Genomic DNA, 22,635 nt, shown 5'->3' with positions numbered 1-22,635 from the left:
CCTGAGACGACTGAAGCATTTATTTATGTTGCCATGATTCGTTTGATGCTAAAGCAACTTGCGTAATTAAAATCACCTATCTAAAACTTCTCAGACATCCTCTTACCATTTAGAAGGTCTCTACAGGCTGCAACTGAACGACAATATTTCTGTTACTCCCGGTTTATTGGTGATTTTGAGTCCTGAGCATAATGATAGGAATGACACTATTTATGTAGGTACAGTGCGTACCACTTTCAGTTTTTAAGAATGAAGCTACACAAACAATGCCATGACTAGCGGGCTTCATAGTAAGGTAAATTAATATTAGCCCGCCTCTGCTGGCTTTTGTTTGTTGAAAATTTGGTTATGTGAGATTATTATCTTGTTTGGATAAATTTGTTGGAGGGCGATCGCTACTCCAAGCCCACCACACACAACCGCAGTTACAATTGTAAAATTCCTGCCATTTGCGGCGACGTTCTTCTGTAAGGACAGGCGATCGCCGATTAATCCAAACTTTTTCGGCTTCTAAGCTACTTGCGCCGCATTTAGGACAGCAAAACTTATGAGCATGAATTCCCTGATTAGTCCATTCAGGTGGGATAAGAGCAAAAGCTTCCATGTAGTAAAAATTCTAATTTTACTGCTCATTATGCCTAATAATATTAATCATGGAGCCTAATGTTGAAATTCGTCGTTTGTTAGATGTGATGCCGGCTTCTGGTAGAATGACGGTGAAACTCGTCAGCAAGCCAGAACAGTCAAAGGTGATTGATGCTTCTTTTCCCTTACCTTGGAATCAGGAGCGACCAGTATATATTAACTTTGATTTGTGGCGTCGCCTGAAGCAGCCGCAACGCGATTTACTGCTGTTGCGGACAATTAGCTGGTTAACCGGGGTAAAGTGGTTTAAACCCGACATTTATCAAGGTGTGGTAGTGGCGGGGATTTTAGGCGGATTCGTGGAATCAGCGCAACAAGATGTGGTAGGTGTAGTTGTCGCTGGGGGATTAAGTGCGATCGCCTTAATTCGCATTTGGCGTACTAATAATTCCCAAGAATCAGAGTTAAATGCAGATACAGCGGCAATTAGAATCGCACTGCGTCGCGGTTATTCAGAAACTGAAGCCGCAGAACATCTGTTAACTGCAATTGAGACGGTAGCGAAAATTGAAGGACGTTCTGGTTTAAATTTTAGCGAGTTGATTCGCTGCCAAAATTTACGAGCGATCGCTGGTTTGTCCACAATGGGTGTACCAGAAAGTTACAAGAATAATCCTATGTAATTTTCACGCTCTGCACAATTAGAGAAACGAACCGCAGAGAACGCAGAGTACACAGAGTAATGAGAGTTTGAAAGAGTTTTTGCGCTCATTCCTACTCCTTTGCGCCTCTGCGCCCACCGTTCGCGCAGCGTCTCCCTTAGGAGAAGCTTTGATCGGAGGAAACCTCCGCTCAAACTTCTCTCTGCGTGAGATAATCCTTTAATTCCCATCACGGCAACCAAAAATTAGGCAAAATAGATTTACCTAAGTCACGCGCTATTTTATTAACACTTCTGGCAATTTGAATGTGCGGTTCATCTGCTTCTACAGGTAAAATCTCAGCAGGTTTACCCTGTTTTAAATAATCAACTACTAAATTCGCTGCTTCTAAACCTGTCACATAAGCCTTTTCTTGCGACCATGAACCGTGACGACTAACAATCCAATCACCACTCATAAATACATTATCATAACTTGTCGAAGCTGGCAACATATAACGATAGCTACCGGGTGCAAAGTGAGATACTGCGTTTGCTAAACGAATTACGCTACTATCTATCACTTTCGCTTGCCGAAATTGGGGAATGCAAGTTGCTAAATCGCGTTGAACTCTCTGTACAATTTCTTCATCGCTTAAATTCAAAAATTGATTGGCGTGATAAAAATCTGCTTCAATAACTGTCCCAGGTTCATTTTTATATTCATCATGTAGTTCATTCAAATTAAAAAATGTCCATCCGGTAGTTGCATCAAAGCCAAAGCAAGCATTAGAAGGACGCGGAATGTTAATTTTCCGGTCAAACCACAGTCGAGTTGCTAAAACGTCAATTGCCCCTAAGTTGCTCAAATTTCTGAATTCTTGACGGCTTTGTAAGCTATGGCTATTTGATACGATTTTCTTCATCCCGGTGATACCAACTGCAAAAATTACCGCATCAGCATCAAACACTTCATCACCGCAGACAACACCTTTTGCCCGATTATTATCAACTATTATGTCGGTAACGCGGCGATTTACTAACTTCTTCGCGCCAGCTTTTTCAATTTGTTCTACCCAAGGGCGAAATATCTTTTCTCCCACTGTTCCGCGACACCAAACGACATCAAAATCTGGTTGATGGGCGAGAATAAAAAAGTACAGCATTCCCAAAGTTGCAGCGGCAGAACATTGTTCACCTGGGGCAAATAAACCTACTAACAACATCGGTTCAAAAGAGTCACGATAAAGCCGCGCTGAAACTCCAAAATCTTTGAATAATTCCCGCGCTGTCACAAAGTCATAACGTCGCCAAGCTTCATCGGAATTATCAAAGTCAATTAAGGCGTAAAGTAAAGGTAGAGCGCTAATTCTATCAATTAATGGTAAACGTTTAAATTGTGTATATAAAAATGTTCCAAGAGGTGTAGGAAGTCGCGGTAAATCCTGAAAAATTGGTGATTCAACTTCTAAACCAAAAGGCGAATATTGAGATGAACGAGTCCAAGTTGTAAAGGAATTTATTCCAAGTTCGTTAATAAGAGAAAATATATTTCTGTAAGGATACCAAAAGCCGTGAACACCGGCTTCTACTGATTGTCCCCTTGCTGTTTTCCAACCCGCTACCAGTCCACCAGGATTAGCACCAGCTTCGAGAAGGGTCACATCGTAACCTTGTTTGGCTAAGTGGTAAGTTGCACCATTACCAGCCCAACCTGCACCTACAACTACTACCCGTTTTTGTTGCAACCCTTCTGTCATGATATTCTCCTGTTTTTTAGTTTATCCACAAATTGAGCGGAAGTTGTAATTTTAACACTTCGTAAGGGTTTTGTTGAAGGTTCCACACGCATTGTTGAAAATACGTAAAAAATAAACTAAAAAACAAAAATTTTTGTGACAGCAATTTTTGCTAATAATAAACTTTAATTATTATTGCGGGTTATAAAAATAGAAATATATTCTTTATCTAAGTGATTTTACTCAAGAAAGTACCTAATTTTCAATGCTATAGTTATGGCGATTGAAATAGCTAATAATTAAAAAAATAATAAATTTTAAACTTATTTTATGAAGAAAAATAATAATTTAAAGGTAAAACTAGAAAAAGTTATTGCGGAAGATATTCAAATTAAATTTGATAGTGTTGATTCTATAAAACGGCAGATTAATAATCTTGATGATATCAAGAAGGAAATTTATCAAATTCAAGGTGAGATAGACTCTAAGTTTAGAAAGTTAGGGTTTACAAACTTTTTGAATAAAGCAGGAGAACTGGGTAGCCGTGCTTTCAATTTTAGTAGAGGTGTTGGTGAAGCAGCGTTAGGAATTAAACTGATGCTTGCTAACATAGCAATCCCTATAGTATCAGATGTGGTTTCTGATAAGGGGGAAGAATTACTAGGATCGGGAGTAAATCATTTAGCTGAAGCTTTTGAAAATAAAGATGTTAGCAAATCGAAACAAGATGAAATAAAAGATTTATTAGCTATCAAGTTAATTTGCGATGATATTATCGACAAAATTGATAATATTAATCAGTTCGCCAAAGAATGTATAAAGAGTAAAATTTTTATTGATTGTTTGTCTAATAGAGATGAGGTGATTAATTTAGAAACAGATGTTAGAGATATTATTAAAAGTATAAAAATAAAATTTTTTGAAGATATTAACTTATTTAAATTACAAATCCAAAAAATTAGCGAAGCAGAAAATTCACTTAATAATTTACAAAATAAAATCATGAAAATTATCACGACACTCAATAATCATATTGATAAAAACAAGAAATTTAATATCAAGTATACTTTGAATCTTAATACACTAGAAATATTATTGTCTATTTTTAAAGGGTATATTTTAGGAATAAAGATTAATAAAGATAAAGAGTTAGTTATACTAGTTCACAATAAAAAACCAAAAAAACTAGTAGATATCATTAATGATTTAAATAACTTAGAAAGCAATATTTGTTTTCTCAAATCACAATGTAAAAAATGTAATATATTTTGTGAAAATATCACTAATTATCTTCAAAATATTCAAGAGTCTAAATTTACGTCTAAAGTGACTACAGATAGTTTGCAAAGCATTATAAATAAAGTCAATCAACTTGCAGAAGAAATAAGAATTGATTATGGTTGCCGCAAAACAAAGTTTATTCAAGAATCTATTGATAAAATTACTATAAGCAAAAAATCATTAAAAAAATTAGCAACAGAGCTTGAAGCAACTATCCAATTATTGAAAAATTGTTTTACCTGTAAGCTAGAGCCAAAAACAGTAGAAACTTTATTATCTATATTTTGCGAAAATCTTACAGAATTACAACTTGATACAAATGATCAAATATCTCTATTTATAAATGGTAAAAAATCACAATTTAATGATACATCTAATCCATACATAGAGTTAAGGCAGTATATAAACAATTTAATACCGGAAGCTAGTAAAATCATAGAAAAAGCAGAACAATTGTTAATAATTAAGCAGAAACAGAAACAGAAGAATATATATACGGTATTAGCGTTGCTATTTTTTGTTATTATTAGTTTAGGTATTGGTTTAAAAGATTTAAAAACTCAGCATCTAATAACATATCTTAATTTTTCTAAAGATACTGTTAAAGACAATATAAATATCAAAATAGAAGAAGTCTCGCAAACTAATTCTGTAAAACAAAAAGAAAATGTATCTGTAAATTTAGAGTCTGAAAGTAACCTGGAAGCTGCCAAAAAAACAGCAATAGAAGCCTCAGTTATAGTTCAAAATCCACCTCACCCAATAGAAACCTGGCAGCAAGCCCAAATAAAGTGGCAGGAATCTATCAAACTTTTAGAAACCATTCCAGAGGATTCTTCAATCTATCCTCAGATAAAAGATAGACTAGTTTCTTATCGTGCTAACCATACCGCCATCAGTCAAAGAATTTTCATTGAGTTAAAAGCAAAGCAAGATTTTGAAACTGCTCAAAAACTAGCATGGAAAACTGCTCTCATGCTTCAAAATCCTCCAAAAGACCAAAAAGTTTGGAAAGAAGCTCAGTTAAATTTGCAGCAAGCAATTAACTTATTAAGCTCCATTCCAGAAGGCACTTCTATTTCAAGAAAAGCCAAAGAAAAACTAATTTATTATCGTAATAATTATACTGCTATTAAAGATAAAAAATAAGCTGCAAAAAAGTACTGATTAACTAAACAACAATATAAATAGTACTTCATTGCTCACTATATAACGATAATCAAGGTTTTTGCGATCGCATTACCCTGTTTGTCATTTAAATTACCTTGTTGCAAAAAGTACTTAATAACAAGGCTTAGAGATTATTTTCTAACGAAAGTTACACAAGAATATTAAGGTTGCATCACCTGAAACTAAAAATAGAGATGCTATGAGTGAAAATAACTCAAGTCCTCATCTGGTAGACCTTTATAACGTTATCATATAGGTTACTCAATAAACTATAATATGGAATTATAAAAATATGGGTTGATGATAACTTTATCTCAACTCAACTAATCATCCCTATTTTGTTGTTTTAGGGATACATTGGATTGAGGTGAGAGAAAATCACCTCTCGATTTTGTGGTTAGGCTTTATATAAAAACGAGCGCGGAGGGATTTGAACCCCCGACCCACAGAACCGGAATCTGTTGCTCTATCCACTGAGCCACGCGCCCACGCTTTTCTTCATTATAACACATAAGCGCGATTGAGTTCAACACAAACTCGCACTAAGAAAGAAAATTCGCGGGATCTACGGGTGTACCGTCTCTGCGGACTTCAAAGTGGAGGTGAGGACCGGTAGATAAACCGGTGGAACCAACAGCAGCGATCGCTTGTCCTCGCTGCACTGTTTGCCCTTCGGAAACGAACAATTGGCTCGTATGACCGTACAATGTAGTAATGCCTTTGCCGTGGTCGATAATGAGTGCGTTGCCATAACCACCATACCACCCAGCCATAATCACCGTTCCCGAATTTGCGGCGCGAATTGTACTGCCATAGCTAGCGGCAAAGTCTAAACCTGCATGAAAGCGGCGATATCCTAAAACAGGATGCATCCGCCAACCAAAAGGACTGCTGGTAGAAGCATCACTGGGAAGAGCCATTATACCAGTTCCGCGCAGAAGAATGCTGTTGCGGCTGTTAGTTTTATTTTGCGCTTCGGCTACCTTTTGTTGAATTAAAGCACTTAAAGCTTGAGAATCTTTATCTAGTTGATTTTGCGCTGCTTCTAAAGCTAGGCGATCGCTATTTAAGCGTAAAATCAAATCTGACTGTAACTCTGCTTGTCCTTGATAATCGGCTTTTTGCGCTAGCAACTGCTGATGAATCAAAGCAATTTCATTTTTTTGCTCTTCTACTTCGGTTTTCTGCTTCTTTATCTGGTTTGCTTGTTGAGTGAGTTTTGCTAAAATTTTCTGGTCAGCTTGATAAACTAACTTTAATTGCCGACGACGGTCAAGAAAATCGCTGATATTTTGACTTTGCAACAAAACTGCCCATCCAACAGATGCTGGGGAACGTTGCAGATAGCGTAATCGTCCAATTGTCGCTGCTTGTCTATTTTGATAATTCTGTTCAGCTACACCTAAATCAGCTTGCAATTGTTGAAGACGTTCACTAGCAACTTTTAACCGCAACTCGCTGTCAGTAATGTGACTGTTGGTGGTTTGCAGATTTTGCTTTAAACCAGTGAGACGTTGTTGCGCTGATTGCTGAAGATTTGTTAAGCGATCGCGTTCTTTGACAACATTTTGACGCTGTTGTTTAACTTGTTGCTGCTGAACACGCAAAGTGTCAATTGTGTTTGCACTCTTGCCTGCATATACTGGCAATAATGCCAAGAATACAGACAAAATGCCGCAAAATACCAGAATTTTTGGAAGCGATCGCTCTTTCATGTTGTTTTTGATAATCACAAACACCATGAAGAGTATTCCCAAAATCCGATTCACCCTATCAATGGAGGGGAGAGGGGGAGAGGGGGAGAGGGAGGCAGGGGAGGCAGGGGGAGAGGAATTTTGCCCAATGCCCAATGCCCAATGCCCAATGCCCAATACCCTATAACTGATTAGCTTTCCATGCAGCAAGGTCAGCTAAAGAGCGATCGCGATAACGTCCGTAACGCTCCGGTTTACTCTTGACTTTCTCACCCAATTCTGGTATAATACCAAAATTCGGCGGCATCGGTTGAAAATGCTTCGGCGAAGCGGAACTAATAAACTCAAACAACGCCCCCATCATCGTTGTATTCGGTAGCGTCAACGGTTCTTTACCCAACGCTAACCGCGCTGCATTCGTTCCCGCCAGCCAACCACCGGCAGATGCTGCGGTATAGCCTTCAGTACCAATCAACTGCCCAGCTGCAAGTAATGTCGGACGTTGCTTAAATTGCAAACTTGCAGACATCAACTGTGGGGCATTAATAAACGTGTTGCGGTGCATCACACCCAGCCGGACAAACTCGGCATTTTCCAAACCGGGAATTAGCTGAAATACTCGCTTTTGTTCGCCCCAACGCAGATTAGTTTGAAATCCTACCATATTCCAAAGTTGACCGGCTTTATCTTCTTGCCGCAACTGCACCACCGCGTAAGGACGTTCCCCAGTGCGGCTATCTGACAATCCTACAGGCTTCACCGGACCGTAACGCATGGTATCTTCTCCCCGTCGTGCCTGTTCTTCAATGGGCAAACAAGCTTCAAAAAACTTCGCCGTTTCCCGGTCAAAATCTTTCAATTCGGTTTGTTCAGCTTTGCGGAGTTCTTCCCAAAACCGCAAATACTGTTCTTTATTCATCGGACAATTGAGATAAGCAGCTTCCCCTTTGTCGTAGCGCGATGCCATAAAAGCAATATCGCGATTAATCGATTCTCCCACAACAATCGGGCTAGCGGCATCAAAAAAGCTGAGATATTCCATTCCGCTGAAACGTCGCAAATCTTCCGCTAAGTCGGGACTGGTTAATGGACCGGTTGCTAAGACGACAATTCCCTCTGGAATCGCTGTAACTTCACCACGACGAAATTCAATTAAAGGATGTTTCGCTAAAGTTTCGGTTAAATCTTGGCTAAATTGTCCTCTATCTACAGCTAGCGCACCACCAGCGGGAACGGCGTGTTCATCAGCTTTGGAAATGACGATAGAATTGAGTTGACGCAATTCTTCATGCAATAGACCCGCAGCGCGATCGCTTGCCATTGCCCCAAAGGAATTACTACACACCAACTCCGCTAAATGTTCTGTATGATGTGCTGGACTAAAGCGTTTCGGTCGCATTTCCCAAAAAATCACCGGGACTCCCGCAGACGCTATTTGCCACGCTGCTTCTGTTCCCGCTAGCCCACCTCCAATCACTTGTATCGGTTGTTGCATAGTTAAATCCTAAAAATTTCGTCTATTAATTAAAGCTCAACCAAACCTAAACTAATTTGAATAGCTTGATTAACTTGCTTCATTGTCGATTCTTCTAGTTTACCTAGTCGTTTTATTAGTCGTTGTTTATCCAGGGCGAAGTTAGAGTTACATCATGTTCGGTAAATTAGTTATTATTTGGCTTATCTGTGCAAAAATCAGAAAATCCTCTTTCCCTCTGCTCCCTACTTTCTGCCCCGCTGCGATCTTAATAATAAGTCTTTAACCGAACACGATATTACATCTATTTTTTACTTACTGATACTCACAATGCGATTTGCAGCTTCTACCAAGTCGCTGGCAACAATTTCCGGTTGCGGATAAACAGCAAGGTAAGCCTTTTCTTCCTGAGTAATGAAGGCAGTTCGTAAGCCAGCAGTTGCTGCACCCATAATATCCCAAGCATGAGCCGCAACCATCCAAACTTCACCTCCACTGTCCTGTTGTGCTAAAGCATAAACATCTGGGTGTGGCTTGGTTTTTTGAATGGCATCGCAGGAAAGAATGCGGTCAAAGAACGGTAGAACATTGGCTTGGTCCAGCAGCTTGCGAGTGGACTCCTCACTACCGTTAGTTAAGGCAATCAATCGCCACCCTGCACTTGCTAAGTGTGAAAAGCACGCCCTAGCACTTGTCTGTAGTTCTAGTTCGTTAAACGCATCAATCACCCGCGATCGCTGCTCTGAACCTGCCTCAATTCCCAATAATGCAAGCGATCGCGGTAGTTCTGCCTCCAAGATGTTTTTCAATGGCTGGTAATGACCTGCGTGGGAAAGAGCAAACGCATCTCTTAAGGTTTGAGCGTACCAAAGTTGCATTGCCTGGGGTGACGCACCCAGTTCTATTAATCTCTTCAGCGGCTTATCCAAACTGAAGCAGGTGCCGATTATATCGAAAGCAACAGTTCCTTTAGTAGTCATTCTGACTCCTGACTTCTGACTTCTTCTCAATTAATTTCGTAATCATAGTTCCTTGTGTGTATCAATTTGGGAACCACGCGCAAAGTTTCGCAGTTGACGCAGGCGAATCTGACGCAACGCTTCACCTACCACTGCCACAATGAAAACACCAGTCATAATTGTTACAATACTGTCTATAGTTGGTTTGAAGCCGCCTAATGCGACGAGTAGCGTTGTGGCAGCTGCTGGAGGATGGGATGCATGAAGTAGCAAACCTGTCAACATATTCAACATCCCTGCTAAAACTGCTGCCCATACACGCACAGGGGCAAGTTGTGCAGTTCCCAACACACTCGGCGCATTATCGGCTCCCAGCAATTTTACTGCTAACAATCCCGCAAAAAGCCCCAACAAATGCCCGACAACAACGTTGTAGAACTTGGCGCTTGGCTGGTCTGGCTGTTCTGCTTGGAGAAATGCTGTGGGTCCGAGACTGGGAAAAATCAAAGGTTGATGTACCGCTAGTCCTAGCAATCCCACTAACAGCATCAGTCCACCGGAGGCAAAAGGTGCCCAGATATAATCAGGAACTGGATTTGGTCGGATTGGTGAAGTGGCGTTCTGAGGACTTTGCTGTTGCCTAGTCATGCTATGAACCTACGCTACAACTAACGTTTGCGGCGCAGCTTGCTGGATACGAGACATTAACCAAGCAACTTGTCGTTTGGTTTGACCGCTACAAGAAACACAAGTTGCTTCTAGTTCTTTGTCGCGTAGTGCCTTCGCCGCTTGCAGCAGCACCATCCAGCACAGTTGCACTTCGTTTGCTAATAGCCACAGGTCGTGTAAATTCCGCAAGAGGGCAAGACTACCTGTACGAGGTTCCTTAAACAACACTTGGGTAAGGCGTTCGGGTTCGTCGCTTTTTTCTTCGGCGTAACGCTCAATCAGCGGTTTGAGTGACTCAATATTAGCACGCGACCAGGAGGCAAGAAGTTTACAAGTTTGGGTGATATCAGGTTCATCACCGTGATGTGAGGCAACCATCATCAATGCATTACTTAATTGTTGCTCGCTGTGATGAACCAATCCCAAATAATTTCCAACGTGCATTTCAACCCTCCACTTTCCGGATACGAACAGCCGCGTATTTAAAGTGGGGTTGTTTACTTACGGGGTCCCACTCAGTGATAGTTAATTCGTTAGCAGCACGGCTACGCCCTGGGTCATCCCAGTAACCGTAATGGAAGGGAATAAATAGTGTCCCCTGTTTGATATCACCTACCTTTGCAGGTTCTATCACCTTGCCTCGACGCGATTCAACTGCGACAAAATCGCCATCAGCAATACCGTACTTATCCGCATCCTCTTGCGAAATCTGCACAAACGCATCGGGAGCAGCGTTGTATAAATTCTTCGACCGCCCCGTCTTTGTGCGTGTGTGGAAGTGATACACCAGCCGTCCGGTTGTCAGCCAAAAGGGATATTCATCATCCGGTTGCTCGTGCGGGGGCAAGTAATCGGCGGGTTTAATCAAGGCGCGACCCTTGGGGTCATTTGCTCGATATTCTTGTTCCGAAACACCTGCACCTGTATCAAAATCCTGTCCGTAGGTTTCGCAGTAATCAGCAGCAGTCGCGAAGATGTTGTCGGTATAAAGGTTATTCACACCGTCGGGAAATTTTTCGTTGCAGGGCCATTGGATACCAGAACCACCTGTAAGTTTGGCGTAACTCAAACCTGTATAATCGCAAGGGCGATCGCGAGTACACTTCTTCCAAGCTTCAAACGCACCTTCTGGGTCACTCCATTTAATTAAGGGTGCGCCATCCTTGTCGCGAAAGTCCATGCGCCGTGCATAATCGAGGAAGATATCAAAGTCGGAACGCGCTTCACCAGGGGGTTCGACTGCTTTGTGGGAAATATGTACCGTGCGTCCGGCGTTGGTGTAACATCCAGTTTTCTCACCCCAAATCGCCGCAGGTAAAACCACATCCGCGTACTCGGTAGTTTCTGTTAAAAAGGCATCCTGAACAATCACAAACAAGTCATCCTTACCCAGAATACTGCGAATCCGGGAGAGATCTGGCATCGAAACAGCGGGGTTCGTAGCTTGAATCCAAAGGAGTTTGATTGAACCCGTCTCGCAATAACGGAAAATCTGCATTGCGTGGGTGGGTGGACTCCAGTGCGGAATAACATCCACATCGACATTCCACAGACGCGCCAATTCTGCTATATGGTCGGGATTTGCCCAGTTACGGAAACCAGGTAAGTCGCCATCAGCACCACATTCACGGGTATTCTGCGCCGTTGGCTGTCCGTTCATTTGCAGAATGCCACACCCATCTTGTCCAATCAAACCCCGAATTATATGGAGATTATTCACCTGCACGGCTGCTGCTGTCGCTTGCATTGACTGATACACCCCTTGCAGTACTGTCGATACAAGCGTTTTTGCCGTTCCCAAAATTTCTGCTGCTTTTCGCAATTCCTGTGCAGGTACTTTAGCGACTTGTTCCACCCGTTCTGGAGTCCAGCACGAGACTGTCTGCTTGAGTTTTTCAAAGCCAATTGTGTGCTTGTCGATGAACTCGCGGTTGATTTGTCCTGCTTCAATAATCAAATTCAGCAAACCATTCATTACCGGGACATTCGTGCCCACTTGCGGTGCTAAATGCACATCTGCTTCACTAGCAGTAAAGGTGCGACGGGGGTCAATTACAACCAGCTTGGGGGGATTGGGACCCCGTCGCCGGTCTAAAATCCGCATCCACATGACAGTTTGCTGCGAAGCAATGTTATGCCCAATGTGCAAAATTGCCTCTGTAGTATCAATGTCGTGGTATCCGCCAACTTGCCCATCAGAACCGAAGGACTCCTTGAGTGCTGCCCCAGCTGTCGCTGTACAAAGACGGGTATTGCCGTCCATGTGAGGTGTACCCAGTCCGGCTTTGCCGATGACACCGAGGGTGTAATACTCCTCAATAAACAGTTGTCCGGTGGTGTAAAAGCCAATTCCAAGGCTTGTGTGTTGGTCAATAATCTCTTTGGAACGCCCTACAATCAAACCCATTGCTTCGTCCCAGCTTGCTGGTTCTAGCTTGCCGCTACGACGAATCAGCGGCTCTGTCAAACGGTCTGGGCTGTTGTTTGCCTCCCATCCATGCAGCCCCTTGGGACCAAGCCGACCTTGGTTTACCGCATCGACTGCGCGACCACGAACGCCAACGATTCGACCATCCTTGACACCGATATCCATACCGCAGCCATTTGAGCAGAGGACGCAGGCTGATTGTATCCAAGAGTCTGGTTCTTCTAGAGTGCGCTCATCAACTCGTACAGACCAGTTATCAATGTAGGGAGTGCGTTCTCCCCAAATGTCAGCAATACTATCGCGAGTCTGGCGCATAATTAATTTTTATCACGATTGTTTAGAGTAGATGGAATCTGTTGTTGCTTTTATAGGGATGTTATAGCAAATGAATTGTTGGGGATTTCTGTTTGTAAGTGAAATCTTAAAAAAATCAAGAAGTACGTGATATAACAAGTTGAAAAATCTCCACAATTCTATTCTCTTAAACAAGAAAAGCTATTAATTCGCTAAATAAAAAAGATTTTTATAGCCCAAAAAACTATTGTACTAGGTCAAAACTTTAGCGGTTTTCAAGTTGAAACTTCTCTATCTTCAGATTGAATAAATATTAAAATATGATGTTTTTTAAAATACAAATTAGGGTTTATACCAATTCTCGATGAAGTTGCACCCTCACTTTCAATAAAGGGAATTCCTAAAAATAACGGCGCACAGTATGCAAAAATCAGTCTTGACAGAAACCTTGGTTAATGTGTGAACGAAAGAATCAGAATTGATCGTTTGAGTGATTTTCCGCGAATCAAAGCGATCGCCTGTCATGTAACAGCATTCGCTCATTCAAAATGAATACAGCGTAAGCTTTTCAGTGATTTGGGATGGTAGCTTTATTTCCGCCACACTGTACTAGATAAACTTCTCCCCGTTAAGGAAGGGCTAGCTTTCGCTTTGCTGCCTGGGTTCTTCCTCAATTACGCTCCCAGTATAAAGCTAAGAACGCGATCGCGTTCAGAGATTGCGAATAGACCCGAATTGCAATTGTTCTCGCAGCTTTTGTTTGGTGAATTTCGTTAATGTAATGTTGAATTGCTTCATGGATGAAACGACTGCGATCGCTTGCCAAAGCATACTCCGTAGAGTTGTTTCAAGGTTTCACTCGCTAGTGTCACATTGATGCGGTGATATATATATTAAGCACCCACACTGTTGATGTGTATTATTAGTGTATCACATATCAAGGTTCGCCATAGGCGATCGCCGATTATAATAAAACTTCAGCATCATGAATTCCTCCAATTTAAAGTGAGAAAATTAACTGTTTCTATCGCGATACAAACGCAACACATAAGCACCAGCTGGAGTTTCTCTAAAAGCGCTAATTTTTGACGCAAACGAATCGGGTAACTCTTGCAATGGACGCGGCTTTATCGGGTGTTCTGGTGGCGATATCACGGGTGCAGCAAGCGCGGCAAAAGTGATATCTGCGGCGGAAAAGTTCTCTCCAACTAAATAACTACGTCCATCTGCTAACAACTCATTTACTTTCTGAAAAACGCTGTTAATTTGTTCATAAGCTTGTGCCGCAGACTCGGAATTAATATTAAATGCTTTGCGAACAACCGGACGCATTAAAGGATAAACGATAGGAAATAATGCCTCTTCAAAAAAAGGAACGCCTTGAGTCCATCTTTTTTTGAGAAACTGGGAATCATTTATCGTATAAAAGTAACCCCAACGACGTGTAGCTGGTCCTAGTTGTTCATCAAATAAATCTTCTAGTTCTTCTACTTTTTGCCGCAATTCGGTATCAGTAGGGTAAAGTTTGGCGTTGTCCGGGACAATTTTATCTAGATATTGTAAAATATCAGTTGAGTCAGTAAAAATGCCGGATTCCGTTATTAAAACCGGAGTAGATTTTCCGCCAACACGATTAGTTGCAAGTCGATAAAATGGCGGCATGTGCGCTTCTTCGACGTAAGGAAGTTTTAGTTTTGTCAATGCCCAACGTGCTTTTTCGCAATAATGACTCACGGAAATTGTAATCAGACGGAAAGGTTTTTGTTGCATTTTATTTTGGGATTTAGGGTTTCAGGACAATCGGTTTGTCAAAAATAACAACATTAGATATTAAATTCATGATTCCTGGTAGAGACGTTCCAGTGGAACGTCTCTAGCAATGACGTTACGCGCTTTACGTCTCTACAAATATTCAACAAAATTTAGGTAGAATAAAATCGCAGGTTATTTATATCTGCAAGTATGTTTCAATGTAATTATTCAAATGCTTGATGACTCTTTCCATGTGAATCGAATCTTGGTATAACTTGGTCATCATTACAGCTCCTTCAAGTGTGGAAATAATGATAGTTGCAACTTCATCAGCATCAACATCTGAGCGAATTTGTTTTCTTTCAATACCTTTTTGGATAATTAGGCAAATCATATCCCGCCAAGAATTCATCGCTTGTTGAGTGCGATCGCGCAACTGAGGATGAGTATCATCACTCTCAACCGCAGTATTCAGTAGCGGACATCCTCCTTTGATGATAGGATTATCTATATTGCTGCGAAATACATGAATAATTGCTTGCAAGCGTTCGATTGCATGGCGTTTGCTTCGCAATGCAACTCGATAATGCTGTTTGATTTGAGCGATCGCATAATCAAAAGCCAATAACGCTAGTTCATCTTTGCTTTTGAAGTGGTTGTAAATTCCCCCTTTCTGCAATCCTGTCACCCGCATGATGTCAGAAATCGACGAACCAGCATACCCTTGCTGATTAAACAGTTCCGCTGCTGACGCGAGAATTTTTTCTTTGGTTTCTTCGCCTTTAGACATGAAATATATCCGACCGATTGGTCTTTTTAACTTTACCAGGATGAAAGCTTTAAGTCAAGAACCGTCACGATGTCGCAATACAACGCACAAAACATATCGTAGGTAGCGATAATTCATGAATTATCGCACTCGTAAATTAAGGAACTGGCAGGTTTTTTGCGTAAGTCTTAACAACGTCTTTACACCGTCAGATTGCTAAGGGCTAATATATAACAGTCCTATCTGCATTCATTGAAAAAGACTTGAGTTAACTAACCGCACAGAGAAGTTTGAGCGGAGGAAACCTCCGCTCAAACCTTCTCAATCGCGGAGACGCTTCTCTACGAGACGCTTGGCGTTCACGAAGTGTGCCCGCAAGGGCTTTACGCGAACGGTGGGACACAAAGGACACGGAGGAAAGAAAAGAGAGAAATTTTCACGCTATTATTTAGGATTGTTATAGTTATGAGAGAAACAATCAAAGAACTTGTCAGCTTATGTTAGATTGGCGTCTTGCTCGGGAAGTTGGTTATTATAAATTTTTCTTTAGATATCCAATCAGACAAATTTGCAAGCGAATTTTAAAAATTGATAATACCATCAAACTGAAGAATCAAATTGTCATGCAACTTCCGCGAGATAGTCGCTTTGGTACAGAAGTTTTTTTAAATAATGGATTTGTTGATTGGGGAAGCGAAGAATATTTAATTAAGCATTTAGAAGAAGATAAAACTTTCTTAGATGTCGGTGCGAATATTGGCTACTATTCTTTACTTGTTGCTCCTTATTGTCGTAGCGTTTACGCTTTTGAACCAGATCCCAGAAGTATTGATGCTTTACAAAAAAATGCTTTACAAGTTGACAATATTATTATTGTTCAAGAAGCGGTTTACTCAGAAGTTGGAGAAATGCAATTTAATATCGCTGGATTACCTGAGTTTAGCCACCTGAAAAAAACTTTTGAAACTGTTGGTTGTGTAAACGTTAAAGTTAATACACTTGATAACTTTGCGCTCGTTAATCCTCAATTAAAGGTGACAGCAATCAAAACTGATGTTGAAGGTGCTGACTTTGATGTGTTGCTGGGAGCGATAAATTTAATTACACGAGATCAGCCGTTAATTTTATCCGAAGTTTTTCCGGATAAACGTTTATTTAAATATTTACAGTCATTAAATTATCTAATTTTTGCCTTTGTGAAACCTAAAGAGAAATCTTTCAGACATACAAAGGCAAAATTTGTACAGATAACAGAACAACCAAAAAACTTTCGTCCGAAAATGATATTTTTAGTTCCTAATAGACTACACCAAGCATTTTTCAAGTTGATAGATAATAACTAAGCTAAGGGAGAAATCTTTCCGAGGAAAGTAAGAGCAGTAAAATAGAAACGAATCGAAGCAACTTTTGATGCGATCGCCCGTAAGAAACTACCTTAAGGTAGATAATTGCCAAAAAACAAGCTTGATTTAGCAGCATTTTTCCCGCTATATTAGTAAAGTGCGTGATAAAAATCTCTCGAAATGTAAATTTTTTTTATCAATTTGATAATGCACAATATAATTTGAAGCGATCGCCTCGGAAAAGACCAAGTGAACGGAGACGAGTTTGTTAAGCAGATTCAAGACTTGCAGAAACGGATGGCTGAACTACAACTTAATGCCAGCCAATTACCGTTACAGCAACAAAGTCAGTTTACTCAAGACCTTGAGAGATTGACTAATACTTTAAGAGAATTGCAGGTAACAGAAGAAAGCATCCGACTTTTGCTGTCTGCGGTGCAGCAATCGAAAGATTCGATTATCATTACCACTGCCTTACTCGATCCACCGCATCCAAAAATAGTCTTTGTCAATCCAGCTTTTAGCCAGATGACTGGTTACAAAATTGAGGAAGTGCTGGGCAAATCTCCACGTTTGCTGCAAGGTCCAAAAACAGATCGTGCCATTTTAGACGATCTGCGTCAACATCTGTCTGACGGAGAACCTTTTCACGCAGAGGCAATCAACTATCGCAAAGACGGCAAACATTTTTATATCGAATGGCATATTACCCCAATTCGTAATATCAACGAAACAATCACGCATTTTGTAGCGATTCAACGAGATATTACCGCTCGCAAACTGATGGAGCAAGAACGCGATCGCCTCCTCGAGCAAGAGCAAGCTATTCGTTCGGAAGCAGAAGCGGCAAATCGCATCAAAGATCAATTCTTAGCAATGCTTTCCCACGAATTGAGAACTCCTCTCACCCCAATTCTTGGTTGGTCAAAGCTGCTGCAAACAAAAAAGCTACCGGAAAAGAAGCTTCAAGAAGCACTGGTAACAATTGAAGAACATGCCAAACGTCAAGCGAAATTGGTGGACGATCTGCTCGATGTCTCGCGGATAATCCGGGGGAAATTAACACTTAATTTAACTGAAGTCACATTAGTTGCACCGATCGCTGCTGCTTTAGAAACGGTTCATTTAGCAGCTGAGGCAAAGTCAATTCATATTAAGACGATGCTTGACGTAACGGTGGGACAAGTAATGGGGGATGCAGGCAGACTGCAACAAGTGTTCTGGAACTTGCTTTCAAATGCCATCAAATTCACCAGCGAGGGGGGTTGCATTACTATAGAACTAGAACGAGTCAATCGCTATGCTCAAATCGTAGTCAAAGACACAGGACAAGGTATTGATACAGACTTTTTACCATTTGTCTTTGACCGTTTCCGGCAGGAAGATAGCTCAATCACGCGCAAATTTGGCGGTTTGGGGCTGGGATTGGCGATTTCTCGGCAAATAGTCGAAGCGCATGGAGGAACGATCGCCGCAGAAAGTCCTGGTATTGGAGGAGGGGCAACTTTTACTGTTAGATTACCCCTAATGACGACTTCCCAAAAGACGAACTCAGAGCTTGAACCTTCTGTACCATCTTTAGATTTGAGCGGAATAAAAGTATTGGTAGTAGAAGACGATGACGGGACGCGATCGTTTGTTGCCTTCGCACTCGAACAGTATAACGCTGATGTAATTGCAGTCGCATCAGGTCAAGAAGCGCTTTCAGCACTAGCACAATCAAAGCCAAATATACTAGTAATCGATATTGGGATGCCCCAAGTTGATGGCTATACTTTAATGCGTCAAATTAGGTCTAGCACAAGCGAGCAACAACGAAAAATTCCGGCGATCGCCCTGACAGCTTACGTAGGGGAACATGACCAAAAACAAGCACTTGCAGCTGGTTTTCAAATGCATGTCCCCAAGCCAATTGAGCCAGCAGAATTAGTTGCAGTTATTGCCCAACTAACTGACAAAAAGTAAGTAGAGAAGTCTACCAAGCCAACTTTTGAAAGACTATGAGATCCCCGACTTCGTAAAAATTGTCGGGGATCTGGCGATCGCAAAGAGTGCAGACTTTGATTGCCAGACTACTAGAAAAGTAGGGACTTATTTAACAGTAAAGTAAGCTTCTAATGCCTCAGAACCGCCAATTAACTTACCATCAATAAATACTTGGGGAACTGTTGTTGCACCTGTAACCGCTTTTAAAGAGCGTGTGGAAGCATCTTTACCTAAAACGATTTCTTCGTAATCAATATCATTCTGCTTCAGCATATCCTTAGCACGAGCGCAGAAAGGACAACCCACTTTTGTAAACAGAGAGACAGCTTTGGGCTTTGCAGCTTCGGGGTTGATGTAATTGAGCATTGTCTCTGCATCCGACACTTTAAACGGATCTCCTGGTTCGTCTGGCTCAATAAACATCTTTTCCACCACGCCATTCTTCACTAGCATCGAATAGCGCCACGATCGCTTACCAAAACCTAAATCTGCTTTATCTACTAACATTCCCATGCCTTCAGTGAATTCACCGTTGCCATCGGGAATTACAGTCACATTATTTGATTCTTGATACTTTGCCCATTCGTTCATCACAAAGGCATCATTGACGGAAATACAGATAATGTCATCCACGCCGTTTTCTTTAAATACTTTAGCTAACTCGTTGTAACCAGGTAAATGCGTAGATGAACAAGTCGGTGTAAAAGCACCTGGTAACGAAAAGACAACCACTGTCTTATTAGCAAATAAATCATCGGTGGTAACATTCACCCACTCGTTGTTCACACGAGTACGGAAGGTAACTTGTGGTACTTTTTGTCCTTCGCGATTAGACAACATGAATTTGGCTCCTTGAATAGCAGTTCAGATTAAGCGTACTCATAATGATTATGACATGTCAAGCGTGCTAAAAACCCAGTTTTGCAAAAAACTAGGTTAAAAAAGGAAATTCAATGAAATTAAGATATTTTCACGCTTTGAGAAACTTCATCGATAAATGGGGCGATCGCCTCAACAAATTCAGCGGTAGACTCATATGGTGGGACATTTCGTCCAGTCATTTTAATTCCTTTACCTTGAGGTAAACTAGCGAGATAGTCAGCCAAGCGTTCTTGTGGTGATTCATTTTTACCTGCTTGGCTGATGCTAGAAGCAGTTTCGCCGACAACTACCAAAGTTGGTTGTTTGATGGAAGCGATCGCCTGACTATAATCTTGTCGCCAAAATCCAGCTAAAAAAGAAAACACCGCATAACGAGTTTGGGTATTTTCTGCACCTGCAATTAAAGTATTTAACCATTCTTCATCGACAGCATCGCTCTTAGCAAAAAGTTGGCGAATTGAGAAAGAACGTAAAAACTCTTTACGTCGCGCATAGCGATAAAATAGATTACCAAAAGGTGAATCTAACAAATTCCAAGTTAATTTTTGCTGCCATTGAGGTGATTGTTTCGTAATTACAGCCCAAGCTGGAGGACCAGAAAGCACAAGTCCAGCAATTAAATTTACTTCTGTTTTAACCAATTCTATAGCAACAGGAAATAAAGCACCTTGCACCACTAAAATTACAGGTTTTTGCACCACTGTTTGTAAAAAGTGTTGCAACTGTTTCGCCCAATCACTCGGAGTATAAGCCACATGAGGTTTATCACTTTCACCGCATCCGAGTAAATCAGGATTGTAAATTATATTGCGATGATCTGAATTATACCATTCGCGGCAAAATCGCTGCCAAAATTGCCGCGATAACCCAACACCAATAGGATGAATTAAAAGCAGGGGAATACCTTCTGGCGTTGCATTAATTGGCTGATGAATTTCATAAGCGCAGCGGTAATTCTCCCAAGTGTAAAATTGGGTGGGAGATGCTGTTGTTGAAGATAATTGTTGCATACCCAACCTTAATTGAATATCTACTAAAAAATCATTTGTGGATGAATCAATTGATATCCGGCATCTTTTATCTTTTGATTCGACACTTTCGCATTATACGGACGATTACTGTCTCTTGAAGAATCCCATTGAACTGAAGGTAAATTGTGTTTTGCAAACAAATTGTCAAGCAATTCTCGACTTTTAAGATGTGCGTCATCAACCAAGTTATAAATACCTTGTAAGTTGTGTTGACGGACAAACTCGATCGCACCAACGATATCATCAAGGTGAATCCAATTAGTTACATCATTACCATCGCCGGGACGGGTTGTACCAGCAGCTCGACCAAATATTTTCACCAATTCCCTATCTGGTCCATAAATTCCTCCCAATCGTAAAATACAAACCCGGAGATTTTCGCTTTCTGCTGATAGCAGCACATCCTCAGTTTGACTGAGAATTTCTCCATTGGAATTAGCAGGTGCAACAGGTGTTTCTTCCGAAACCCAAGCACCGTTTCTGTCACCGTAAACTGCATAACTTCCTGTATATATCAGATGACGTACACTAGAAATCTGCCGCAAGGCGGAAACTAAATTTCTGGCGGTGTGGAGATAAGTTTCTTCGTAGACATTGGCACTTTTTGCGCCAATACTCAACAGTACAACCTCTTGATTTTGCAATACCGATTGTAGAGCTTCTGAGTCATTTCCTGAGACTACTACAACCTTTTGGGCTACTGATTGAAGTGCTGGAACACGCGACTGAGTAGTTGTAGTGGCAGTGACAATAAAAGATGAATTTTGTTGCCAATATCGAGCGATCGCATAACCTACATAACCACAACCAATGATTGTAATATTCATCATACTTTAGGTAGAAATTTTGTTAGTTGTTAGTTGTTAGTTGTTAGTTGTTGGTTGTTAGGTGGAGCGTTGTCAGTTGTGAGTTGGAGCGTTGTAAAAAAGTACTCCTACCCATTACCCACTACCCATTACCCACTACCCAATTATTTTGCTAATTCTCCTTCTAGTGTGGCAATTAAATCTGGTGAATATGGCTTTACACTACTTTTAAATCGAGCTACTACCTCACCAAGCTTGTTGACTAAAAATTTTTCAAAATTCCAAGAAATCGGTCCGGTTGGTTCTACAGCATTAGTGAGTCGCGCATAAAGTGGGTGCTGCTGCGAACCTTTAGCATGAACTTTATCAAATAACTCAAAAGTAACGCCATAGTTGCTTGTGCAGAATTGGACAATTTCTTCATTGCTTCCTGGTTCCTGCTCACCAAAATCATTACAGGGGAACGCGAGGATACGTAACCCCGCATCTCGATACATTTGGTTCAATTTTTCCAGTCCCTCATATTGGGGGGTATAACCGCACATAGAAGCGACATTGACAATCAGGAGTACCTTACCAGCGTACTCATTTAGTCGCTTTTCCTCGCCGTTGATGGTTTTGACTGTAATATCAGAAATTGTGCTGCTCATGTTAAATTTGATTTTTAGGGAATATTGCCAAGTTTCCCATATTGCAGGTCATGAATGACAATATAACTTACATCAGAGAATGAAAATAATCGCTTTTTATGTCCTAAGGCATATTGGTTTAAGAAAACAACTAAGGCGATGTAAACCTCTGGATATACTAGCGTAGACATGGCAAAACTAGAAACTGTGACTAATAGCTAGTAAGGAATTTCCGCAGATGTCGTGCTTAGAGATTTGTGCGGTCATGAAGAAGGCGATCGCTTTTGTTATACTATGTGCCAATATCAGATTTGCTATGCTTAAAAATAGCGCCGTGTTTTTCTACTATAATTTGGTAACTAATCGATAACCCTAAACCTGTACCAATTATGGTAGGTTTGGTGGTGAAAAAATTTCAAATATCTTTGCTTGATTTTCTGGAAATTCTAAAACCGTTGTCTGTAATCTTAGCGATCGCCCAATTTTATTATAAGCCTTGTCTGG

20 protein-coding genes, 1 tRNA gene and 1 pseudogene are annotated in these 22,635 nt (G+C 40.9%); 5 read left to right on the top strand and 17 right to left on the bottom strand.

Annotation, left to right across the window (positions count from 1 at the left end; translation table 11 throughout):
• Window positions 1-91: 91 nt before the first annotated feature.
• A pseudogene (locus AABK37_RS18145) lies at window positions 92-247 on the top strand (carbohydrate porin); the annotation flags it as partial.
• Between the two features lie 99 nt (window positions 248-346).
• Here the strand turns inward: AABK37_RS18145 and AABK37_RS18140 are convergent.
• Entirely contained in the window at window positions 347-604 is a 258-nt protein-coding gene (locus AABK37_RS18140) for a hypothetical protein (RefSeq protein ID WP_039737153.1), read from the bottom strand.
• Between the two features lie 49 nt (window positions 605-653).
• Between AABK37_RS18140 and AABK37_RS18135 the strand changes: the two genes are divergently transcribed.
• Window positions 654-1,268 carry a DUF3318 domain-containing protein gene (locus AABK37_RS18135; protein ID WP_432552938.1) on the top strand — a complete coding sequence of 205 codons (615 nt, stop codon included), beginning with the start codon at window positions 654-656 and terminating at the stop codon, window positions 1,266-1,268.
• Window positions 1,269-1,476: 208 nt separating this feature from the next.
• Here the strand turns inward: AABK37_RS18135 and AABK37_RS18130 are convergent, their stop codons facing one another.
• On the bottom strand, window positions 1,477-2,985 hold the full coding sequence (locus AABK37_RS18130; protein ID WP_432552937.1) for a hydroxysqualene dehydroxylase: 1,509 nt from the start codon (window positions 2,983-2,985) through the stop codon (window positions 1,477-1,479).
• Between the two features lie 309 nt (window positions 2,986-3,294).
• On the opposite strand from AABK37_RS18130, the gene AABK37_RS18125 reads away from it, so the two are divergent.
• Entirely contained in the window at window positions 3,295-5,394 is a 2,100-nt protein-coding gene (locus AABK37_RS18125; RefSeq protein ID WP_432552936.1) for a hypothetical protein, read from the top strand.
• A gap of 436 nt (window positions 5,395-5,830) precedes the next feature.
• On the opposite strand, the gene AABK37_RS18120 is transcribed toward AABK37_RS18125, so the two are convergent.
• From AABK37_RS18120 to AABK37_RS18075, 10 genes are all read right to left on the bottom strand, one after another.
• Window positions 5,831-5,903, bottom strand: a tRNA-Arg gene (locus tag AABK37_RS18120).
• A gap of 54 nt (window positions 5,904-5,957) precedes the next feature.
• Complete coding sequence (locus AABK37_RS18115; RefSeq protein WP_432552943.1) at window positions 5,958-7,130, bottom strand: murein hydrolase activator EnvC family protein; 1,173 nt, start codon at window positions 7,128-7,130, stop codon at window positions 5,958-5,960.
• A 160-nt stretch (window positions 7,131-7,290) separates the two neighbouring features.
• Window positions 7,291-8,604: an FADH(2)-oxidizing methylenetetrahydrofolate--tRNA-(uracil(54)-C(5))-methyltransferase TrmFO gene (gene trmFO, locus AABK37_RS18110; protein ID WP_432552935.1), complete on the bottom strand. Its 1,314-nt coding sequence runs from the start codon at window positions 8,602-8,604 to the stop codon at window positions 7,291-7,293.
• 29 nt (window positions 8,605-8,633) lie between these two features.
• Complete coding sequence (locus AABK37_RS18105; RefSeq protein WP_432552942.1) at window positions 8,634-8,738, bottom strand: type II toxin-antitoxin system PemK/MazF family toxin; 105 nt, start codon at window positions 8,736-8,738, stop codon at window positions 8,634-8,636.
• A gap of 156 nt (window positions 8,739-8,894) precedes the next feature.
• The gene (locus tag AABK37_RS18100) at window positions 8,895-9,563 is read right to left on the bottom strand and encodes an HAD-IA family hydrolase (RefSeq protein WP_432552934.1); all 669 of its coding nucleotides are present in this window, start codon (window positions 9,561-9,563) and stop codon (window positions 8,895-8,897) included.
• Between the two features lie 42 nt (window positions 9,564-9,605).
• The gene (locus AABK37_RS18095) at window positions 9,606-10,190 is read right to left on the bottom strand and encodes an HPP family protein (protein WP_432552933.1); all 585 of its coding nucleotides are present in this window, start codon (window positions 10,188-10,190) and stop codon (window positions 9,606-9,608) included.
• Window positions 10,191-10,199: 9 nt separating this feature from the next.
• Entirely contained in the window at window positions 10,200-10,655 is a 456-nt protein-coding gene (locus tag AABK37_RS18090) for a hypothetical protein (RefSeq protein WP_432552932.1), read from the bottom strand.
• 1 nt (window position 10,656) lies between these two features.
• Window positions 10,657-12,954 (bottom strand): molybdopterin oxidoreductase family protein, encoded by a 2,298-nt coding sequence (locus AABK37_RS18085; RefSeq protein ID WP_432552931.1) that lies wholly within the window; start codon window positions 12,952-12,954, stop codon window positions 10,657-10,659.
• Between the two features lie 993 nt (window positions 12,955-13,947).
• A complete protein-coding gene (locus AABK37_RS18080; protein WP_432552930.1) occupies window positions 13,948-14,703 on the bottom strand; it encodes a glutathione S-transferase family protein in 756 nt (251 codons plus the stop codon).
• Between the two features lie 178 nt (window positions 14,704-14,881).
• The gene (locus tag AABK37_RS18075) at window positions 14,882-15,475 is read right to left on the bottom strand and encodes a TetR family transcriptional regulator C-terminal domain-containing protein (RefSeq protein WP_432552929.1); all 594 of its coding nucleotides are present in this window, start codon (window positions 15,473-15,475) and stop codon (window positions 14,882-14,884) included.
• A gap of 476 nt (window positions 15,476-15,951) precedes the next feature.
• Between AABK37_RS18075 and AABK37_RS18070 the strand changes: the two genes are divergently transcribed.
• Both AABK37_RS18070 and AABK37_RS18065 read left to right on the top strand, forming a co-directional pair.
• Window positions 15,952-16,797: an FkbM family methyltransferase gene (locus AABK37_RS18070; protein ID WP_432552928.1), complete on the top strand. Its 846-nt coding sequence runs from the start codon at window positions 15,952-15,954 to the stop codon at window positions 16,795-16,797.
• Window positions 16,798-17,046: 249 nt separating this feature from the next.
• Entirely contained in the window at window positions 17,047-18,762 is a 1,716-nt protein-coding gene (locus AABK37_RS18065; RefSeq protein WP_432552927.1) for a hybrid sensor histidine kinase/response regulator, read from the top strand.
• Between the two features lie 126 nt (window positions 18,763-18,888).
• On the opposite strand, the gene AABK37_RS18060 is transcribed toward AABK37_RS18065, so the two are convergent.
• The 5 genes from AABK37_RS18060 to AABK37_RS18040 all read right to left on the bottom strand — a co-directional run bounded on the left by AABK37_RS18060 (window position 18,889) and on the right by AABK37_RS18040 (window position 22,322).
• A complete protein-coding gene (locus AABK37_RS18060; RefSeq protein ID WP_432552926.1) occupies window positions 18,889-19,623 on the bottom strand; it encodes a glutathione peroxidase in 735 nt (244 codons plus the stop codon).
• Between the two features lie 119 nt (window positions 19,624-19,742).
• Window positions 19,743-20,675, bottom strand: coding sequence for an alpha/beta fold hydrolase (locus AABK37_RS18055; protein WP_432552925.1), 933 nt, complete (start codon window positions 20,673-20,675; stop codon window positions 19,743-19,745).
• Window positions 20,676-20,698: 23 nt separating this feature from the next.
• Window positions 20,699-21,523, bottom strand: coding sequence for an SDR family oxidoreductase (locus tag AABK37_RS18050; RefSeq protein ID WP_432552941.1), 825 nt, complete (start codon window positions 21,521-21,523; stop codon window positions 20,699-20,701).
• 143 nt (window positions 21,524-21,666) lie between these two features.
• The gene (locus tag AABK37_RS18045) at window positions 21,667-22,152 is read right to left on the bottom strand and encodes a glutathione peroxidase (RefSeq protein WP_432552924.1); all 486 of its coding nucleotides are present in this window, start codon (window positions 22,150-22,152) and stop codon (window positions 21,667-21,669) included.
• A 14-nt stretch (window positions 22,153-22,166) separates the two neighbouring features.
• Window positions 22,167-22,322: a hypothetical protein gene (locus AABK37_RS18040; protein ID WP_432552923.1), complete on the bottom strand. Its 156-nt coding sequence runs from the start codon at window positions 22,320-22,322 to the stop codon at window positions 22,167-22,169.
• Window positions 22,323-22,635: the final 313 nt, after the last annotated feature.

This window comes from Tolypothrix sp. VBCCA 56010 (assembly GCF_050875635.1).
GTDB lineage: Bacteria > Cyanobacteriota > Cyanobacteriia > Cyanobacteriales > Nostocaceae > Hassallia.
The sequence above is the reverse complement of the archived record's forward strand: the minus strand, read 5'-3'. Positions and strand labels throughout refer to the sequence as shown.

Bases quoted from the DNA above. Each gene is read 5' to 3' on its own strand.
- AABK37_RS18140 (WP_039737153.1), bottom strand. From the start codon at position 604: ATGGAAGCTTTTGCTCTTATCCCACCTGAATGGACTAATCAGGGAATT.
- AABK37_RS18135 (WP_432552938.1), top strand. From the start codon at position 654: ATGGAGCCTAATGTTGAAATTCGTCGTTTGTTAGATGTGATGCCGGCT.
- AABK37_RS18130 (WP_432552937.1), bottom strand. From the start codon at position 2,985: ATGACAGAAGGGTTGCAACAAAAACGGGTAGTAGTTGTAGGTGCAGGT.
- AABK37_RS18125 (WP_432552936.1), top strand. From the start codon at position 3,295: ATGAAGAAAAATAATAATTTAAAGGTAAAACTAGAAAAAGTTATTGCG.
- AABK37_RS18115 (WP_432552943.1), bottom strand. From the start codon at position 7,130: ATGAAAGAGCGATCGCTTCCAAAAATTCTGGTATTTTGCGGCATTTTG.
- trmFO (WP_432552935.1), bottom strand. From the start codon at position 8,604: ATGCAACAACCGATACAAGTGATTGGAGGTGGGCTAGCGGGAACAGAA.
- AABK37_RS18100 (WP_432552934.1), bottom strand. From the start codon at position 9,563: ATGACTACTAAAGGAACTGTTGCTTTCGATATAATCGGCACCTGCTTC.
- AABK37_RS18095 (WP_432552933.1), bottom strand. From the start codon at position 10,190: ATGACTAGGCAACAGCAAAGTCCTCAGAACGCCACTTCACCAATCCGA.
- AABK37_RS18090 (WP_432552932.1), bottom strand. From the start codon at position 10,655: ATGCACGTTGGAAATTATTTGGGATTGGTTCATCACAGCGAGCAACAA.
- AABK37_RS18085 (WP_432552931.1), bottom strand. From the start codon at position 12,954: ATGCGCCAGACTCGCGATAGTATTGCTGACATTTGGGGAGAACGCACT.
- AABK37_RS18080 (WP_432552930.1), bottom strand. From the start codon at position 14,703: ATGCAACAAAAACCTTTCCGTCTGATTACAATTTCCGTGAGTCATTAT.
- AABK37_RS18075 (WP_432552929.1), bottom strand. From the start codon at position 15,475: ATGTCTAAAGGCGAAGAAACCAAAGAAAAAATTCTCGCGTCAGCAGCG.
- AABK37_RS18070 (WP_432552928.1), top strand. From the start codon at position 15,952: ATGTTAGATTGGCGTCTTGCTCGGGAAGTTGGTTATTATAAATTTTTC.
- AABK37_RS18060 (WP_432552926.1), bottom strand. From the start codon at position 19,623: ATGTTGTCTAATCGCGAAGGACAAAAAGTACCACAAGTTACCTTCCGT.
- AABK37_RS18055 (WP_432552925.1), bottom strand. From the start codon at position 20,675: ATGCAACAATTATCTTCAACAACAGCATCTCCCACCCAATTTTACACT.
- AABK37_RS18050 (WP_432552941.1), bottom strand. From the start codon at position 21,523: ATGAATATTACAATCATTGGTTGTGGTTATGTAGGTTATGCGATCGCT.
- AABK37_RS18045 (WP_432552924.1), bottom strand. From the start codon at position 22,152: ATGAGCAGCACAATTTCTGATATTACAGTCAAAACCATCAACGGCGAG.
- AABK37_RS18040 (WP_432552923.1), bottom strand. From the start codon at position 22,322: ATGTCTACGCTAGTATATCCAGAGGTTTACATCGCCTTAGTTGTTTTC.